Genomic DNA, 18,635 nt, shown 5'->3' with positions numbered 1-18,635 from the left:
CGTGAGCGCAGGTCTCGGGACACGAGCGCCATTGTAATACCGCAGCGACGCCGGGGGAAACCTTTTTCCCGCCCAAATCAATCATTTCCAGGAAAAACCGAACAAAACGGCACACCGTCTAGCTGACGAGTAAATCCACACCGAGGGTCTAGGCTCGCGCGACAGGCTCACCCACTTCAGACCTGATAACCCGCCACGCTTTCCCGTAGTTTTTCCGCCATTTGTGCCAATTGCGCCGTGTGACCATCCACCACCGCGACATTGCGACCCACCAGTTCGGCAACGGTGACCAATTGGCGAATACTGGCACCCTCGGACGCGTTGGAACCGGCCACCTTCTGGAACAGGGCCGTGGCGGTCTGCACACTGGCCTGGACTTTCCGCAGCGCTTCGGCGTTCTCGCCCATGCGGTGCGAGGCGCGGTTGGTGGTCTGTCGATGGGCGTGCACCGCATCGGCGATGCTGGAATTGTTCTTTTCCACCTGACGGATGATGTTGGCGATCTCCTCCATGTGGCCCTTGGCCGCGCCGATCGCATCCACCATTTCCTGGATATGGCCCGAAATGACATTGACCTCGGCCGAGGTCTGTTTCGAGAGTTCCTTGACTTCGTTGGCGACCACCGTGAATCCCTTGCCGTGGTCGCCGACGCGAACCGCCTCGATACCGGCGTTGAGGGCCAGCAACTTGCAACTCTCGGCGATTTTCTCGATGGTGCTGACGATGTTGCGCGCCATGGACACGCTCTGCTCCAACTGATCCATCTGGGAGGCCGCTTCCGAGGATTTGTTCTCGGCGAGCCGGCTCTCGTTGGCCGCGGTGGTGGTGTTTTCGCTGATCTGTCCGACCGCCTCGTCGATTTCGGAGATGTTACGCGAGAGGTCCGTGATCCCCACGGACACCTGGTCGACGCCCTGGTAGGCATCGTCGACGTGCTCCTCCATTTCGCGCACCAGGTCGGCGATCCCGCCGGCGTACTGATTGAGCTGTTCGGTGTGGTTCGACATCTCGCGCGATTGCTCGGAAAGCACCAGGGAAGCTTCGCTCAAGGTGTGGGCGCCGGCCTGAATCTGCTTCAGCAGCGTGCGGAACTTTTTCATGAATTCGTTGAAATAACGGCCCAGGCGACCGATTTCGTCATCACCGTCGATATCGATGGCGCGATCCAACCTGCCGGTTTCCAGGAATTCGGCACAGAATTGGGTCAAATCGCTGAGGGGCGCCCCGACCGAGCGGGCCAGGAACCAAAGGTAGGTAAACCCGAACAGGACCAACAGCACGAAAGCGATCTGCACCCGAAACAGAACTTGGGAGGCCCGCTGCTCGAGCCGATCCTCGATGTCCTGGACTTTCCGTTCCTCCAAAAGAACCAGATCTTGAATGGTGTTCTCGAGATCGATCCCCAAATAGCTCATTTCGGAAACGGGCACGTTGATTTCGGATGCCTCGAAGTCGTCCTCGTCGATGTCGCCGATGATCCGGATGACCTGATCCAGCAAGGCCTGAAACCGGCCCATCCCCTGGCGAAGCTGGGACACCAGCTCTTTCTCGGACAGAATGGTCTTGGCACCCTTGCGGTCCACGGTCAGGGCCATGTCCAACGAGCGGTAGCGTTGATCGAACATGGTCCAATTGCGCGGCAGGGAGGCAGCCTTGTCCTCGCCCTGACCGTAGGCCAGGATCTGCTCCTGACCGGACTCGAAGAGAATCGATTCGGAGGACAGGCCAACGCCGGCATGCACCAGTTGCGAAATGGCGAACTGGCAATCCTTCAACGCCACCACGGTCATGAAGTGGTCTTCGTACACGGCCCTGGCCTGGTGCTTGATCTCGTTGACGGTGAGCATGAAGTACAGAATGATGCCGCCGAACGGTAGGAACAGGAACAGGGAGAGCAGGTACAACCGCGTTTTGACATTCAGCCCATGAAATCGAAGTAAGCGGGTCATCGACATGTCTCAGCTCCATGTAAGAACAAGGTCCAGGGGGTTCACGATTCGCGATGCCGGCACGGGCGCGGTCCTCAAGGGCCGCCCGCCGTGTGGTAGACGAAATCGCGGTGCTTCATGTTCAAGTGGCAGTCGGTGCACAGGGCTCGCGACGCCGGGTTCTCACTGGTTCCACGGATGATCAGGTCCCCTTCGGCAGCGATTTGGATGAATTCCCAATCACCCAGGGCCGAATCGAAGCCCGCTTCTCGTTTGACCATCAAACTGAGGTTCAGGGGCGTGGCCGACTGGCCGTCGGCGATCCGAAAGGCTTCCTTGAGGATCACCGTTCCTCGCGGGTAGGTGCGGTAGGTCGGAGCGGATTCGGGGTCATCTTCGTCCTCCCCGGCGCGCTGAAACTCTTCGAGATAGGCTTGCCGGTTGTGGCGATAGACATCCGAGGCCCGGTTGACGTACACGACGACCGACTGTTGCCAGTGCATGCCGGAAAAGACGAGTCCCGAGACCCGCTCCCAGTCGGTGCGATAGCCCTCGACCAGCCGAGCCAGGTCGGTGTCCTTGGGCGCGGCAAAGCGGCTCGAGGACTGGGCCAACAGGTCGTTCACCGGGAGCGGCCCCTCCGCCGGTTCCTGGATCTCCCCCGAAAGCAGGGACCAGCCGAGCAACCATGTGAGGGCCAATCCGGTTCCCAGCGCCATCGCGCACCGGGGCCGGATGATCGCAACGTGCCATCGCATGCGGCGGTCCGAGCCGGGTCGACGCCTCATCCGCGTTTTACCAGCAGGGTTCCGTATTTTTTGCCCTTTTTCATCAAGTCGACCGTTTTCTCCTCGCCCACGGCCAACTCGACCATCACGGGATCGTAGCGCGGCAGCCAGACCCTGACCTCTTTCAGGTTGCCTGGCGCTTCAAAGGCGAAATCGTAGGTCTTGATCCCCTTCTCGAATTCGAGGACCTGATGAAATCGGCTGGAAATGTTGGCGACCCAGGCCCGCATCTTGGGGTGGATCTTACAGCCGACCTGAACGACCATGCCTTCCTTCCAACCGATGTCGGTCTCGTGCTCCGAACCGGGCGGGGCCAAGCCGATGTCGAAGTTGGCCCCGGCTTTGGTGTCCTCGGCATAGACGTTGTGGGCGATCGTGTCCGAGTTCTTGAACGTGACCTTGGAGCCCCTGGCCCCGACCACCAACGGCTTGGTGAAGCGCTGGTCCTTCTGGTCCAGTTTGGGCCCGTCCTTGCCGACCAGGCCCTCGTCGCCGGGCAGGTAGATCAGCCCGACCACCGGTGCTTTCTTCTCGAAGGAAATGGTGCCGCTGATTTCCCCGGACCAGGCCGATGCCGGGCCGAGCAGCAAGACAGCGAGGCCGGCGAGGCGCGACATGCCGCGAAGGCCACAATACTTCCCATTCATATTGGTCTCCTCATCGCGAGTGAACGTTTCGATTTGCAGTCATTCAGATACGGAACCAGTGGTGCCGCGAAACCCACACCGATCCCGGTTCAGGGCACCACCGGCGGTTTGATTTCCACGGGATCGGTCAGCGCCCCCATGAACGCGACCAGATCCAAAATTTCGAAATCGTCGAGCTCGATCGCCACCATCAAGGGCGAAAGGTTCTTTTTCTGCTTGGGTGCGTCCACGTAGTGGCGAACCACGGCCTCCAGCGATCCCACCGAGCCGTCGTGCATGTAGGGTGCGGTCAGGACGACGTTGCGCAGGCCGGGCGTCTTGAAGGCGCCCTGGGTGGTGACGCCCGCGAGAATGCTGCCGCGGCCGGGGTCCTTGCCGTCGCCGACACCGATATTGTGGAATCCGTTGTCGGTGAGATTGGGCCCGTTGTGGCAGTTGATACATTTGGCCTTGCCCTTGAACAGGGCCAGGCCGCGCTTGGCCTCCTCGGACATGGCCTGGGCATCGCCTTCGAGGTAGCGGTCGAAGGGCGAATCGTCACTGATGAGGGTGCGTTCGAAACCGGCGATGGCGGCGGCCAGGGTGTGCTTGTCGATTCGGCCCTGTTCCGCGGGGAACGCTTTCCTGAAGGCCTCGACGTATTCGGGAACCTTCTGCAGTCGGGGGATCAGGTCGTCGAGATTCATGTTCATCTCGCCCTCGGCCTCGATCGGACCCAGGGCCTGGTCCTCGAGGCTGGCGGCGCGACCGTCCCAAAAGAACAAGACGTTCCAGGCCAGGTTGTACAGGTGCGGGGTGTTGCGTCCGAGGCGGTTTCCTTCGGATCCGAGACCCAGGCCGAAGCCGTCGCCGAAGCCGAGATCGGGATTGTGGCAGGTGGCGCACGACATCTTCTGGTTTTTGGAGAGACGGGTGTCGAAGAACAGGGTTTTCCCCAAGGAGACCACCGCCGGATCGGGCGGTTCGTCATCGGGGTATTCGATATCATCCACATCGGGGGTTCCGAGCGGTGGCTGGGCAAAGAGTAACCAGGCGGGAGAAAACGTCAGGCCAATTCCCAATATCAGGGTGCACCAGTTGCGTTTCAACGAGGCCTCCTCGAAAATGGTCGCGGCTGTCGGAATTCATCACCTACCTCAACAGCCACAAGAGACAGCGATTCCTGCCGACGATCACGGGATGGGTTACAGATATAAAAATCCCATCGTTGGGCCTCGAATAATTCTTGAGATTTGGTCCTATGAAGCGGCCTGAAAACTCAGAATGGCAAAAAAATGCAAACCATGCCGATAGTGCGTCGGGGCCTGGCATCCAGAGCGGCGGATGCCCGGTGGCCCCAAAGGCGAAGAGACCGTGGCGCCGTCAATCGGTTTGGGCCAGGATCCCCGCCAGACGTCCGCCGGCTCGACCGTTTTCCAGAGAGCCGAACAACTGGAAACCGTTCAAGGCCTTGGTCTCCGCTTCCACCACGATCGACGCCGTCGTCTCCGGCAAGGCCTGACCGAAGAGATCCGCCGGCAACGCCACCCGCTTCTCGCGCGGACCCAGCCGCTCGACGCGTTCGGCCACCAAGGCGCCATCGGCCGTAAAGGCGCGCAGGGTCACCGCCACCTCCTGCTGGCTGATGTTCAAGACCACGATGCCCGTCCACGACTCACCCGCCCGCTCGTCCACGAACGGGAAGTAGAGCCGGTCGGTCAGGTAATCGGCGGCCGGGAAGCCGGCCAGGCTGGTGCCGGCCTTGGTGCCGAACAACTCCAACCCGGCGATGCCCGCGTCGGCCTCAACCCTGATCCAACTGAGCGCCGAGGGCTCGCCCAACCACTGGGCGACGGTGTCCACGAACTTCTCCCCCGGCCCGAGCTGCTGATCGCGCAGCTCCACCACCACGTTGCCCGCGTCGTCGTAGCCGAACACCTGGTAGCCCAAAGCCACCTGGGTCTGGTTGATCAGCGCGACGCCCGTCCAGAAGTTGACGGTGTCCCTGGCCACGTGCGTGAAATACAAATCGTTGCCCACCCGGGTGAAGTTGGGATTGTTGTTCAGGGTCGGCAACATTTCCAGGGCGGCCGCCTGCTTGGCACCGTCCTTCCGACCGAAGATCTCGAGACCCGCGATGCCCGCGGCGCCGTTGTCGAGTTGGAAGGTGCCCCAAGCCGGCGGCGCCTCGCCGAAAAGGTCGAAGAATCGAAAATCGGCCTGCCCGTCCTTGGCCACGTTCTCCAGGTCGGTCTGGTTTTGCTCGTGATGAAACTGGAGCCGTCCCTGACGCTCGGCCGCGTTGACCAGGACCGCCCGGGTATACCATTGATGGGTGGCCTGGGCGATGTGCGGCAACATGACCGAGGATTGGAGCGATCGGTGCGCCCCGGAACTGACCAGTTGCGAACCGTCGTGACTGACACTGGTGGAGAAGCCCACCAGGCGCCGGGGCGCCAACACCTTGACCCAGCGAATCTGGCGCGCCTTTTCGACATTGCCGACCTTGCCGAAAAAGTCCAGCGACGGCTGGTACAACCGTTGACGCGGCGCCAAGGTCCGGGTCTTGGTCTCGACGACGGCACCGGCCGCGTCCAGGCCCACGATCGCGATCTCGGTCGGGCTGTCCGAAGGGTTGAGAATGCCCAGCCAGGTTCCGAAACTGCCGTCCTCCACCAAGAACGGCAGGTACAGGCTGGGATGCACGGTTTCGACCGAGAAGCCGTAGCTCAAACGCCGCTTGCCGAGCTTGGCCGGCTCGGCGCTGCGCACCTCGAGCGTGTACTGGCCCGATGGCAGGTTCTGGAAGGTCAGGGTCTTGTCGCTGACGGCGAAGGAATCGGCCGAAACCGGGGTCCAGACACTGGCTTCCAGGCGGGTCAACCGGAAATCCAGCAACTCGGCCGAACGCAGCGACACCAGCATGTCGCGTCCCGAATCCTCGAGCACGAAGCGGTAGAAATCGACGGGATCCTCACCGGAAATGCTGAGGTTGGAATAGGTGCCGCGTCCCAGGGGCGCCGCCTCTTCGACGGCATTGTTGGGTTCCAGTTCGGCGTCGCTGACCCGTTTGACGAAGACCCGCAGTTCGGCGGGCGTGTCGTCCTCGGTGAACAGGGTCTTGGCCTTGAACGTCACGATGTGGGGTGCGTCGTCGGGGGTCTCCTCGTGAAACACGACCGCGGCGACCTCGGCACCCGTCGCCTGGGACGGCGTCGCGCCGGTGCCGAAGTTCCATTCGTATTCGAGGTCCAGTTCATTGGGGTCCTCGCCATAACCGAAGAAACGAACCTCTTGACCGGGTTCCACCGTGATCTCGCCATCGGGCGCGGCGATGATGCTTTCCGGTAGCAGCGAAGGATCGACCGCCTTGAAGCGCCGGAAATCCTGATCCGGGTCACTCTGGTTCTCGGAATCGTGGACCGCGAGGGTCACGATGTGGGTACCTCGCTCACCGAAGGTCAGCGGCGGCGGCTCCGCAAGGAAGCTGTAGGTCTCGTAATCCAGCGACCAGATCACGCTGAGCGGATAGTTGCCGTCGGGATCGGAGGCGGTCGCGTTCAGGCTGACTTCGGTATCGATCAGCACCGGGATTTCACGGGCTTTGTCGGGATCTTCGTGTTCGCGCGGAGCCGGCGTCACGATCGTGCCCTCGGGCGGCGTGTTGTCGCCGTAAATGATCACTTCCCAGGAGCGGGCGTAGGGCGACCAGACGCCGTTGCGATCGCGCACGAAGACCCGCACGCCGTAGTAGCCGGGATTTTCGAACGCAACCTCACCGGGTCGCGCCGTTTCGTCGAACCGGCCGTCGCCGAAGTCCCACAGGAATCCGGTCAGTGGTTGTTGGGTGTCGTCGACTTCGGCCACTTCGAAAAGGAAACGCGACCCGGCCGGTCCGTTCACCGAATAACCCGTCGGCGAAAGCGCCTGTGGCTCCGCGAATTGGGGTGTGTCCCCGGCGCTTTCCGGCAACACGTTGACGTAGACCCAACCGGGCACGGCCACGACGGAGCCACGCGCGTCGATGAGCGTCAGCGTCAGGCGGAACAGGCCGGCTTCGGGAAAGCGAACCTCTTCCAGACGGGCGCCTTCCATGGTGCGACCATCGCTGAGCGTCCACAAAAAGGTCAGCGCGTCACCGTCGCGATCACTGCCTTCAGCCGCCAGCGTGATGCCCGTATTCACCGGAATCGACAGGTCGAACGCCGGCTCCAGGATTCGCCCCTCGGGCTCGAAATTGTCGCGGACGTCCAGGTAGAAGGGGGCACCGAAGGGATCCTCGATGCCGGCGGGGTCGGTAACGTCCAATTGAACGTAGTACAGCCCCGCTTCCGTGGGCGTGAACGGTGCCGGTTCGAAACCCGTCAACTGCAAACCGATGCCCGAAGGTGGGGAAATGCCCCAAGCGGCGTCGTACCCGGTGAGATCGTCGACGCCGTCGACCGTGCCGCGGAAGCTGACCGATTGGCCGAGGTTCAAGGGCAGAAACAACTCGTCCGTCGATGAATCCGGGGCGCGCGGCTCCAGTACGCGGGCCTCGGGTGGTACGGCTCCCTCGAACACCGCAAACTGGGTGGCCTCCACACTGCGCGAGGCGAAACCACGCGCGTCCCGGGCGAACATGCGCGCGTGGTAGCGACCCGCCACGGCATAACTGCGCTCCATGACCGAAAGGCCGGGAAAGGTTTCCGACATCGGAGCCTGCATCACCCTGCCGTCGTCGAAGTCCCAGTAGATCGACAGCTCCTGATCGTCGCGGTCCGAAGCGAAGCCGCGGAACTCGATGGCTTGGCCGGCCGCGAAGGCCGATCCGAAGTCGGGATCGTGCAGGAATCCCTGCGGTTCGGCATTGATCGGGGCCAGATCGGGATCGTTCACCAGAACCAACCGCTGAAAGGGTGTGGCATCGGCGGCGCCGGCGCTGTCGATCGCGGTCACGGACACGACGTACACCCCGGCCGTGGTGTATCCCGGCTCGATGCTGGCCCCTTCCATCGTGCGCCCGTCACCCAGATCCCAACGAAAGGCGATCACGTCGTTGTCGGGATCGGAGCCCTCCGCTTCGAGCGTCAGCGGGTCACCGAGGGAAATCACTTGCGAGGGCGTGGGGATCATCCCGTCGGGTGCGCGATTCTCGTCCTTGACCAGAATGCCGATGAACAGCGGAAACGGATCGCGCACGTCCTGGACATCGGTCGCGTTGACCTGCAATTGATGGTAGCCGGTTTGGTCGGGGGTGAAGGTGGAGGTCGTGCCCTGGGCCAGATCGGTGCCGGGCCAGGCGTTGCAGGCCGCCGCATCGAGGCTGCCGGTACAGTAGAGCCGCCAGTCGATGGTCAGCGGCAACCGGGCCTCGGGCGCCGATGCGGTGACGGTGAAGGTAATCGAGTCGCCGAGGTCGAGGCGAAAGACGCCGTCCTCGGGCAGGTCGGGTTCGGCCAGGGCCACATCGGGCGGGGCCACGTCGCGGTAGACGTAGAGCGTGCGGGAATCCGGCCAGGGATCGGCGATCCCGGTTTCGTGGATTCCGGTCACCTGAACCCGGTACTGGCCCTCGTCCCAGTCCGCGGGAATCGTCCAATCCCACACCCGTCCCTCGGACTGTTCCAGGGTGCCGGCCACTTCCCAAAAGTAGGTGGCGTTTTCCTGTTCCTGGGCTTCGAAATGCAGCGCCGTGCCCAGGCCGGCCACCAGGCCGTCCTCGGCCGGCTCGGCGATGATGCCGTTGACGGTTTCCTCCCAGGAGGAAGTGTCGGACCACTGGGCAGGAATCACGAATATCGTCTTGTAAGAGGGTTCACTGGCATTGCCGGAAGCGTCGCGCCCCTGGAGCACCACCGTGAAACGGCCGGCCTCGGCGAAGGCGTGGGTCACCTCGGCGCCTTCGGCCTGGGTGCCGTCGCCGAATTGCCAGGCGTAGGCGGCGTAGTTCGGATCCGCGAAGTCACGAGCCGTGAATTGCACGGTTTCGCCTTCCAACACCGCCTGGCGGCCCGGTTCGGTTTGAATCAGCAGGTTTTGCGCGACGGCTGCGGGACAAAGGGCGAAACCGACACACAACACGACACGTGAGAATCCAGCGAACACGACAGCCTCCTCGAGCACGGTGAACTGCCCCGGCGACCCGGTCCGGGTACGACTTCGAAACGGTTGGACACCAACCTCCGTCGGGTGGGATCCAAACCGGGCGATCGAACAAACGGGCATGAAAGCCGGCCCTGGGCCACGACGGTTCGGCACGCATCGACCCTCCGCGGGGGCGAAGGTAGGAAAGGCGTGAAACGGTGACGGCCACAGCGCCGGAAACGCGGATCCGATCGCACACCACGGGTGAGATAGTGTCCAATCTAGACCTGACAACCAAGCGCGGTCAATCCGACGCGATGTGCGATCCGTCATTTATCGGAGGATCGCACATCCGCGTGGCGATCGGCGAAAGGCGCGGGTCTGGTCCCGTCGGCGCCCGCCGTCAGGGCGACGATTCGGAAAAATGGCGGTCCAATTCCGACACCAATTCCGCAAGGGTGAAGGGTTTGGGAATGAGGCCGTCGCAGCCCGCCTCGAGATAGGCTCGCCGGCTCTCCGCCAACACGTTCGCCGAAAAGGCCACGATCGGCTTGTCGTAGCCCTGTTTGCGCAGCTTTTGGGTAGCGGTGATGCCGTCCATGATGGGCATGTGGCCGTCCATCAGGACCATGTCGTGCTCGAGCCCGATTTTTTCCAAAACCTCGAGTCCGTTGTGGGCCGGGATGGTCTCCACGCCGAACCCGCTCAACACCTTTTCGGCGATGATGCGATTGATGGGATTGTCTTCCGCCAGAATGACGGTCTTGCGGTAGTTCCGCGAATACGCTTCCGGTTCCGTGTCCTGTTGCGGCTCGGTTTGCACCGTGGGCAACTGGAACACGAAGGTCGATCCCCGTCCCGGTTCCGATGTGACGTGGATGTCGCCTCCCATGAGCAACGCCAGGCGTTTGCTGATAGTGGTACCCAGACCCGTGCCGCCGTACTTGCGGCTGATCGAGGCATCACCCTGGTGGAACTGCTCGAAAATCACTTCGAGTTGATCGGCGGACATGCCGATACCGGTATCTCTCACGGCGATGCTCAGGAAGCCCTTCTCGTCCTTGCCGTAGTCGTAGCTCAGGTCGATGGAAACCGAACCCTGCCGGGTGAATTTGATGGCATTGGCGATCAAATTCATCAGAACCTGACGGATACGGGTGGGATCGCCCAGAATCCAGCGGGGCAACGCCTCAGGATAGTCGAATTCGAGGCTCAGCCCCTTTTGGGTGGCGCGCGACCCCAGCAGCGAAACGATGTTGTCGATCAGGCGCTCCAGATTCATCGGAATGCGCTCGATATCCAGACGACCCGCTTCGATTTTGCTGAAATCCAGAATGTCGTTGATGATGTCCAGCAGGGCTTCGGTGGATCCCACCACCAGGTCCACCAGTTCCGTCTGATCCCCGTTCAAGGGCGAGTTGCGCATCAACCTGCCGGCACCGAGGATGCCGTGCATCGGGGTGCGGATCTCGTGACTCATGTTGGCCAGAAACCGGGATTTGGCGAGGTTGGCGGCCTCCGCGCGCTCCTTCTCCGCCACCAACTCCATCTCCAATTCCTTGCGTGCCGAAATATCCTGGTGCACGCCCGTGGCTCGCAGAGGTTTGCCCTCCGCGTCCCATTCCACGATGCGACCGATATCGAGAACCCAAATCCAGTGTCCATCCTTGTGGCGCAGGCGGTGCTCCGTCGCATAAACCGGAATCCGACCTTCCAAATGATCCTGGAGGACCTTGTAGACGTACGCGGCGTCATCCGGGCACAGGACCTTCTCCCAGGTGGCCAAATCGTTGCCCAGCTCGTGTTCCTCGTAGCCGATCATGCTTTTCCAGCGCTTGTTGAAGACGACCGCGTTGGTCTGGACGTTCCAATCCCACAGGCCCAGTTGAGCCCCGTCCATGACCAATTTGAGGCGTTCCACCTCGCGCTTCAAACGGGCGTTCTCGCGAACGAGGGCCTGCAGGTCGAGCACGGTCGCAGCGTCTTTCGAGTTCATCGAATCCAGTTCCATCCGATTCCAAATTCTGTAACCAGAAAATATTTATTTAATTATACATTTATTTCGTAATGCTGTTGGAGATTGATCCATCGCGCAACGAAGAAATGCAGATTTCTTCGAAACAAAGACTTTGAATACAATTATTTACCACACTATTCGCCAGCTCGATGCTCGGCCCGAACCGGTTCGAACCGCAATGGCCTCCAGGGCACCATTCCTGGACGGGCAACCCTAACAATGCGAAGGGTTCCGGATCGAGGCATATCCCGCCAGAACCGATACCGAAATGACAAACCAGGACGTCAGCGTCAATTTTCCCATCTATCGAAGTTCTTGCATAGGGAAACACGGAACAATTCCCGGAAGTCACGATCTGTTTTCCCAGCGCCTTCGCAAAAGATATCTTCGACAAAAAAATGCACCCAACAGTGAGCCTGGATGGCATAATCATCACAATTTTCAGATCATCAAAAATTAACCAACAGTATGTAAAGACCTTTCTCTTGAGTTTTCTCTAGATAAGGAATCCTGAGTTGTGTTAGCCCGGGGAATGACCCCCTCGACCGACACCCGTATCGCCTTCGAGGAACAGTGTCTGCCGGAAATTATCCTCGATTCACAAAAAAACCCTCGATGATCGGTTGCAGTTATCCCCGTCATGAACATATATTTATTGCCAATCAGCATCTTACAAACCAAGCGCCATTCAGACCTCCTCACGAATTCATCGCGAAAGTGGTTTTATGAAGGCTACTGACTTTTACTACCACCTGTTCGGGTTGAGGTTGTCCGCGCCATTCCCCTGCCCCGAACTCCCCCCGGCGCAGGGCGACCGCACCGATGTCACGGTGACTTGGGGAGCGCTCTCGCATCCGTGGCACCGGCCCTCCACGGAACTGCGGTTTCACGCCGAGCCGCGGCGGATCCTCCTTCGTCACGACGGCGTGGGCAGCATGTTGGTGTGCGACGGTAACCGCATCGTGATCGATCCCGATCCCGCCGCCGACCAACGGGTCATCCGGCTGTTCCTGTTGGGTTCGGGCATGGGTGCCATCTTGCAACAGCGCCGTGTCCTGACCCTGCACGCCAGCGCGGTCGTCTGTGGCTCCGGGGCCGTTCTGTTCCTAGGCTCATCGGGCGTCGGCAAATCCACCACGGCGGCGGCCTTTCAAAAACGCGGATTCGCGATGCTCACCGACGACCTATGCGCGGTGCACCAGACGCGCGAAGGCCGCGCCTACCTCCATCCCGGTTTCCCCCAAATCAAGCTGTGGCCGGATTCGGTGCGGGCCCTGGGCCTGACCGGTGAAAAGGCATACCCACTGCACGCGCGAATCCCCAAGGTAGCTTTCGGGCTTTCCGGACCTTTCCCGAACGGGCCCACTCCCATTCACCATCTGGTCGCGCTGGTTTCCACCGAGACCGGCCCCCCCGTCGTCGATCGCCTGACCACCCTGGAACGGCTGCGGGTGTTGCAAAAGCACACGTACCGCAGGGCATTCATCTCGGGCCCCTGCGCGACAAAAAACCATCTGAATGCCTGCGCTCGGTTGGCCAAGGCCGCACCGATGACCCTGTTCATCCGAAAGAAACGACCGTTCCGGCCCGATGCCACCGTGCAGCACATCATCGATCAACTGCATCTCGAACCAGACACCCACAGGGAGCTGGAGACCCCCTCGAGATCCATGCCTGGATAGCGATTTCGCTCGCCCATCTCACAAGAGCACACGGAGGATCCCATGACCGCATCGCATCGAATCGATCTCTCGAGTACCATTTCCCAGAGCCCCCATCAGATCTCCACGTCCGTCGACGAGGAGGTCATGCTGCTCCACATCGATCGCGGCGCCTATTACGCGATGGCCGAAACCGGCAGCCGCATCTGGTCACTCATCGAAAGCCCGCGTCGCGTCGAGGACGTCTGCGATCTTCTGCAATCGGAATTCGAGGTGGATCGCGCCACCTGCCGCCGAGATGTGATCGCCTTTTTGAAGCAGGCATTGGCCGAGGAGTTGGTCCAAATTCATCCCGATCCTCCGGAGTCGGGATGCAACGCCAGGAGCAGGGATGTTTAACTGTAAGTCTTTTTTTACCACAGAGTTCCCGGAGATCCCGGAGGCGAACGCTACGCGCCGGAGGATACCCTGTCTGCCAGGTTCTGAGCAGAATGACTCAAGTCGTTTCTTGGGAGGGGGGTTCTAAGTAGATTCAGGGTGTTTATGTGTAAGTCTTTTTTTACCACAGAGTTCCCGGAGGTCCCGGAGGCGAACGCTACGTCCAATAGGAAACTCTGTTTGCCATTTTCTGGGAAGATTGACTCCGGTGGGTTCTTGGACGTTCACGTGGAGGATAAACGGCGGGGGTGCTCGATGGGCCATCCCGGTTTTCCTTCTCGATTGCCTTTGATGCGGTATTGGGACCTCCCAACCTGATCACAAAAGGAAAGTCTTTTACATAAAAAATTTAAATTAATGGATTTAGGTTCAACAATTCGCAATGGAAGGATTGCCGGTCTTTGGAGAGATCCGGTGTGTGGAATCCAAAGGTGGTTTCCAAATTCGTGTCAATCCGTGTCATTCGTGGACAGACTTCTTCGAACCAAATAGGGGTAACTCTTGGAAGAAAACCATGCAAATCATGCTTGCTTTAAATTGTTTGATTTTTTGTGTTTACACCTTTATCAAATCCCGTGTCTCCCTCACTGATTCCAACCACTGCAACGCCTCCCTCCTCCGCATTCAACAACGTGCCCCTATGGAGAAACCCGTTCACTCTCTGCGACCTCCGGGAACTCAGTGGTGAAAAAAAACCAACGAATCCAAAGCCAAGCCCACTCGAACAAACCCCTCCGACCACCGAGGATGCCATGGACGCTTTCGCCGGCTTTTTCCACTTCGACAACCGACCCGCTTCCGCCGACCACCTACGCGCCATGGTTGACGCGTCGCCCGCGCACCAGCATCCATGGACCTGGACCCGTGATTCGCTCGCCCTCGGCGGCGGGTTCTGGACGGCCCGGAAGCGATCCGAAACCGGACATGTCGTCGAAGATCGCCGGTCGGGCGCGATCCTGATCGCCACGGCCAGGTTACATAACCGCACCCAATTGGGCGCCAAACTGGGCCTGGCGGCTGCCGAACTGGAATTACACGACGACCCGGCCCTGATCGCCAAAGCGTATCTCGAGTGGGGCCAGGGCTGCCCGGAACACCTGCTGGGCCGGTTCGCCCTCGTGGTGTTCGATCCCCACACCCGTTCGCTGTTTTGCGCCCGCGACCATACCGGCATCGCCACCTTTTATTACCACGTCGACGCCACCCGCTTCGCCTTCGCCTCCAGTCCGATGGCGCTGCTGGCGTTGCCGGGCATCAGGGCCCGCCTCGACGAAACCTCGATGGCCGACATCGCGGTCCTGATGCCGCCCGCCCCCCAGGCAAGCATGTTCCGCGACATCGCCCGCCTCCCGCCCGGCCACCTGATGCACGTCGCCGACCGGCGCGTGCACACAGCCGCCTACTGGCAGCTCAACCCGCAACCCAGGCTGGAGCTGGCTTCCGACGAGGCCTACGGCGAGGCCTTCCGCGAGATCTTCGCCGAGGCGGTGAACTGCCGCATTCGCGGAAGACGGCCCGGCATCCTGCTCAGCGGCGGGCTGGATTCATCGGCCATCGCGGCGGTGGCGGCGCATCGATGCCAATCGCGCGGCGAAGCGCTTCACAGCTATTGTGCGGTGCCCCGAGCCGGGTTTCCGCAGCGCTGCGGAGACGGGCGCGATGCCGACGAGCGCCGCTATGTGGAAGCGCTGGCCGCGCGATGGCCCAATCTACGGACCCATTTCGCGTCGTCCGAGGCCGTGGTCCCCTTCGATCGGCCCGAGTCTCGATTCGCGACGCGTGGCTGGCCCGCGATCAGTCCCCACAACGAGTGGTGGATCGACACATTGCTCGACGCTTGCCGCCGAGACGGATGCGACACCGTCCTGGTGGGCCAGCTCGGCAACGGCTCGTTGTCCCTGGAGGTATTCGGCTTTCACGGGCACCTGGCCATCACGGGCCGATGGATTACGTTGGCCAGGGAATTCCGCGGACGCGCACGGTTCACCGGCAGCTCCCACCTCCAGCTCGTGAAAGGCCTTGTCCGCAGCCTGTTGCAGCTCCGGGCCGCTCATGCCCTGCGCGCTTGGCTACCCGGCTCGCGCCCTCCGTTCGGAACCGATTTCTCCTTCATCAACCCGACCTATGCCGCAACGATGGGCCTGGCCGATCGATTTCTCCAAAAGTACGGGGTTCCCGGTCACGCATCACCGCCTTTCTCCTACGATCATCATTGTCGCGGATTGCGATGGTATTTGAGCCTGCTGGGCGACTACTGGACGCCCCTCGCCGGTTCTCACGGACTCGAGTTCGCCGATCCCAGCGCCGATGTGCGGTTGCTCGAATTCGGCATGTCGCTGCCGCTGGATCAACACGTGCGCGCCGGGCGCGACCGCCGCCTGGTGCGCGACCACCTGGGCGATTACCTGCCGCCCGCCATTACGGAACGCACGACGCGCGGGCACCAGGCGGCCGATTGTGGCGAGCACATGCTCGCCTGGCGCGATCGGCTACGAAATCTCCATGACCGCCTGACGCGCGATCCGGAAATCTGCCGGCGCTTCGACATGGCGCGGCTGGGCGAAGCGCTGGCGCAACTGGCACACACCCCGACCGTCCGCACACAGGTCGCCATGCTTCGCAGCTTGGAAGCGGCCGCCTTTTGCGATTGGGTGACGCGACTGGATCGCGCCTGAATCCAATGCGGGCACGGTGGTCCTTGGGTTTCGGCTCTCCTCTCAGGAGAAGAAGGTGCCGTCGTTGCCCATGCCGTTGATGTTCGTTCCCGTATGCCTGGTCGGCTCTTTCTGGAGAACAGGCGTCGACCAGGGTTTTTTGGGCGGTTTGGGCGGTTCCTCACCCAACTGCCGGGTGTTCACTTCGGTTTTTTCCTTCATATCATGACTCCCAATCACCATTAGGACATTGAAGACAGTTCGAGCCGATTGAAAAGGCATGGGGCTCATGCCCTTTTGGGATTCTCCAACCAGGAAAATTTAAAATGTATCAGGGATATTTCATCTTAAATGAAAACAGATCACATAGTCAACGAAAGAGACAAATAACAAATAACCGAAAATTCGTTTTTTTCGATCAACTACATAAGAAGTCGCCTCTCACACGGGTTCAGCCCCGGCACCAGAAGCAGTACATTTCCAAGAAGGAGTCGGGAAATTCAGACTCGAACCTACGCCAATGGTTCAAATTCGAGGCCGTGATGTCCTCGGGAAAACGGCGACGATAGCGAAGCAGGATGTCCAACCTCTTGAATAAAAACCCCGTGAAGGTCAAATCCAGCGTGTGCAGGCCCTGCTCGATGCGATCCAGGTCGAAGAGGTGTTCGTACTCGTGAAACAGTAGGTCGCGCAGGTGGTTCAGGTTGTAGAAATCGGTGATTTCCTCGAGAAACGAGAACGACGATGGCACCTTACCGGCCAGGTAATCGGCGCGAAAGGCGAGCATCCCATCCTCGGTTGCGGCGTATCCCTGCTCGTGGATCCAATCGCGCACCCGGGTGATGTCGCGCCGAGCCATGCGGCTGTACACGGCGATCTTCATCCAGCCACCCGGTCGCAACAGGGAGCGAAGAATGCCCCAGGCCTCGAGAGGGTCCTGGGCGTGATGCACGACGCCCACCGCTTCGATCACGTCGAACCGGCGCTCCCATCCGCGCAGGTTGAGAATGTCGGCGTGAAGGAATTCGAGGCGTTCGCAGCCCCGTTCCCGAGCCCGCTGCTGGGCATAGGCCAGGCTGGCCTTGCTGAGATCCAGGCCCACCATCGAGCGGTAGTGGAACTTTTCGGCCAGTTCGATCGGATGACGCCCCGAACCGCAGCCGGCCACCAGGATATCGGGCCGATCGGGAAACGCCAGGTCCCGTGTATGTGGAAACCGCCGCCGCATGGATTCGGCGAACCCGATCCGGCGCGAGGTATGGATGTCGCGCCAGCGTGGAAAGGGAAATCGCTCGTATTGGGTCTGAACTCGTCGCGAGATCGGGTCCCGGACGTCACCCAACCTTGCCACCGTTTCCCCTTCGAGTGCCACGAGATCGAAATGGAGGTACGTCAAAAACGAGCGAACGTGGGGATCGTCGAGATTGGCAGCGGCGAGCCGGACCATCGCCTCGCGCGGGGGCTGCCGGTACATGGCGATACCGACCAGGGTGCGCGCCAGGTCCAGCCCCGATTGGGAGTCCCCGTCGTCCGTTCCCTCCAGTGCGCACAATCGTTTTTCGAGCAGTTCGCGCTCGGCCGCGTCCCAAGGGCCGGCGTAATCGCTGTTGAAGTGGGCGATGGCCAGACGCACGCAGAAGGCGCGGCGGGCGGGAGACGACCAATCGGGTAGATTCCCGAAAAAGAGGAACCGCCTGATGCGGAGAAGGATACGTTCCAAGGCAACGTTCACGTTGAAACAACGGGTGAGAAGGAGTGCCAGCAGGCGATCGGTTTCGAACGCGGCACACCATTCGGCATCGGACGCGGTGTGCCTGCCGACACGGTATTTCTTCACGAGCACCATCGCCACGACAGGGGCGGCCGCGATATCGGTGAAATCTCCACTTTCGAGCAGGGCGATCAAGTCGGGTTCCAGGTCGATCGGCGGCAAGAAACGCACGCGGACCAGACAGTGGCGAAAACGTTCGGCCACATCGCGGTAGCCGGGATGCCGCTCCTCGAGGCGTCGGAACATGGGCAGCGCCATTTCGGGCTGGCCGGAGTTCAGCAGGTGGCTGGCCAGATAGTAATGGGTACGCGGGTCTTCGGGGGCCATCTGGGCCGCCTGGGAGAGCGACTGGAAGGCTTCCTTGAAGCGACCCAACCCGGAAAGGGCGCGGCCGAGGCCCAAGTGGCACTCGGTCTCGTCGGCGCACAGGTCCCGCGCCTTTTCGTATGCCTCGACCGCTGCGGAAAGATCGCGATCGGCCAGGAAGGCCGCGCCCTTTTGCAGGAGGGTCGTTCCCTCACGAGATTGCACCGAGCTCATGGAACACCGCCTCGGATCAGCCACGCCAGGTGCGAACCGCGACCGATGGGTGTGGCTAACTGTTTTTTTCTTAATGGGAAGTGCCGCGATTATACCCCGGTTCGCCACCGGTCGGGAACGAAAAGCGCCGCTCGGAGTGCGCCCGG

At 61.1% G+C, this 18,635-nt stretch carries 11 protein-coding genes; 3 read left to right on the top strand and 8 right to left on the bottom strand.

From position 1 onward, the window contains the following. Positions 1–176: 176 nt before the first annotated feature. From J3U87_RS22825 to J3U87_RS22800, 6 genes are all read right to left on the bottom strand, one after another. Entirely contained in the window at positions 177–1,955 is a 1,779-nt protein-coding gene (locus tag J3U87_RS22825) for a methyl-accepting chemotaxis protein (RefSeq protein ID WP_237378083.1), read from the bottom strand. 68 nt (positions 1,956–2,023) lie between these two features. Then, positions 2,024–2,686, bottom strand: coding sequence for a cytochrome P460 family protein (locus J3U87_RS22820; RefSeq protein WP_237378082.1), 663 nt, complete (start codon positions 2,684–2,686; stop codon positions 2,024–2,026). Between the two features lie 26 nt (positions 2,687–2,712). Beyond that, a complete protein-coding gene (locus J3U87_RS22815) occupies positions 2,713–3,363 on the bottom strand; it encodes a cupredoxin domain-containing protein (RefSeq protein ID WP_237378081.1) in 651 nt (216 codons plus the stop codon). Positions 3,364–3,452: 89 nt separating this feature from the next. Next, positions 3,453–4,451, bottom strand: coding sequence for a cytochrome-c peroxidase (locus tag J3U87_RS22810; protein ID WP_237378080.1), 999 nt, complete (start codon positions 4,449–4,451; stop codon positions 3,453–3,455). Positions 4,452–4,725: 274 nt separating this feature from the next. Further along, on the bottom strand, positions 4,726–9,429 hold the full coding sequence (locus J3U87_RS22805) for a PKD domain-containing protein (RefSeq protein ID WP_237378079.1): 4,704 nt from the start codon (positions 9,427–9,429) through the stop codon (positions 4,726–4,728). A 382-nt stretch (positions 9,430–9,811) separates the two neighbouring features. Then, positions 9,812–11,404, bottom strand: coding sequence for a PAS domain-containing hybrid sensor histidine kinase/response regulator (locus tag J3U87_RS22800; RefSeq protein ID WP_237378078.1), 1,593 nt, complete (start codon positions 11,402–11,404; stop codon positions 9,812–9,814). A gap of 746 nt (positions 11,405–12,150) precedes the next feature. Here J3U87_RS22800 and J3U87_RS22795 point away from each other — a divergent pair. The 3 genes from J3U87_RS22795 to J3U87_RS22785 all read left to right on the top strand — a co-directional run bounded on the left by J3U87_RS22795 (position 12,151) and on the right by J3U87_RS22785 (position 16,199). Then, positions 12,151–13,107, top strand: a complete 957-nt coding sequence (locus J3U87_RS22795; RefSeq protein ID WP_237378077.1) for a hypothetical protein — start codon at positions 12,151–12,153, stop codon at positions 13,105–13,107. A gap of 42 nt (positions 13,108–13,149) precedes the next feature. Further along, entirely contained in the window at positions 13,150–13,485 is a 336-nt protein-coding gene (locus J3U87_RS22790) for a PqqD family protein (RefSeq protein ID WP_237378076.1), read from the top strand. Between the two features lie 791 nt (positions 13,486–14,276). Next, on the top strand, positions 14,277–16,199 hold the full coding sequence (locus J3U87_RS22785; RefSeq protein WP_237378075.1) for an asparagine synthase-related protein: 1,923 nt from the start codon (positions 14,277–14,279) through the stop codon (positions 16,197–16,199). 42 nt (positions 16,200–16,241) lie between these two features. Here the strand turns inward: J3U87_RS22785 and J3U87_RS22780 are convergent, their stop codons facing one another. Beyond that, positions 16,242–16,400, bottom strand: a complete 159-nt coding sequence (locus J3U87_RS22780) for a hypothetical protein (protein WP_237378074.1) — start codon at positions 16,398–16,400, stop codon at positions 16,242–16,244. Positions 16,401–16,629: 229 nt separating this feature from the next. Then, positions 16,630–18,489: a class I SAM-dependent methyltransferase gene (locus J3U87_RS22775; protein WP_237378073.1), complete on the bottom strand. Its 1,860-nt coding sequence runs from the start codon at positions 18,487–18,489 to the stop codon at positions 16,630–16,632. Positions 18,490–18,635 lie beyond the last annotated feature (146 nt).

Origin of the sequence: Sulfidibacter corallicola (assembly GCF_017498545.1) — a bacterium.
Lineage (GTDB): Bacteria > Acidobacteriota > Holophagae > Acanthopleuribacterales > Acanthopleuribacteraceae > Sulfidibacter > Sulfidibacter corallicola.
Note: the sequence above shows the minus strand (reverse complement) of the source record. Positions and strands in the feature narration are given on the sequence as shown.

What these genes read in the sequence shown, in the direction of transcription:
- J3U87_RS22825 (WP_237378083.1), bottom strand. Translation starts at nt 1,955, where the DNA reads ATGTCGATGACCCGCTTACTTCGATTTCATGGGCTGAATGTCAAAACG.
- J3U87_RS22820 (WP_237378082.1), bottom strand. Translation starts at nt 2,686, where the DNA reads ATGCGATGGCACGTTGCGATCATCCGGCCCCGGTGCGCGATGGCGCTG.
- J3U87_RS22815 (WP_237378081.1), bottom strand. Translation starts at nt 3,363, where the DNA reads ATGAATGGGAAGTATTGTGGCCTTCGCGGCATGTCGCGCCTCGCCGGC.
- J3U87_RS22800 (WP_237378078.1), bottom strand. Translation starts at nt 11,404, where the DNA reads ATGAACTCGAAAGACGCTGCGACCGTGCTCGACCTGCAGGCCCTCGTT.
- J3U87_RS22795 (WP_237378077.1), top strand. Translation starts at nt 12,151, where the DNA reads ATGAAGGCTACTGACTTTTACTACCACCTGTTCGGGTTGAGGTTGTCC.
- J3U87_RS22790 (WP_237378076.1), top strand. Translation starts at nt 13,150, where the DNA reads ATGACCGCATCGCATCGAATCGATCTCTCGAGTACCATTTCCCAGAGC.
- J3U87_RS22785 (WP_237378075.1), top strand. Translation starts at nt 14,277, where the DNA reads ATGGACGCTTTCGCCGGCTTTTTCCACTTCGACAACCGACCCGCTTCC.
- J3U87_RS22780 (WP_237378074.1), bottom strand. Translation starts at nt 16,400, where the DNA reads ATGAAGGAAAAAACCGAAGTGAACACCCGGCAGTTGGGTGAGGAACCG.
- J3U87_RS22775 (WP_237378073.1), bottom strand. Translation starts at nt 18,489, where the DNA reads ATGAGCTCGGTGCAATCTCGTGAGGGAACGACCCTCCTGCAAAAGGGC.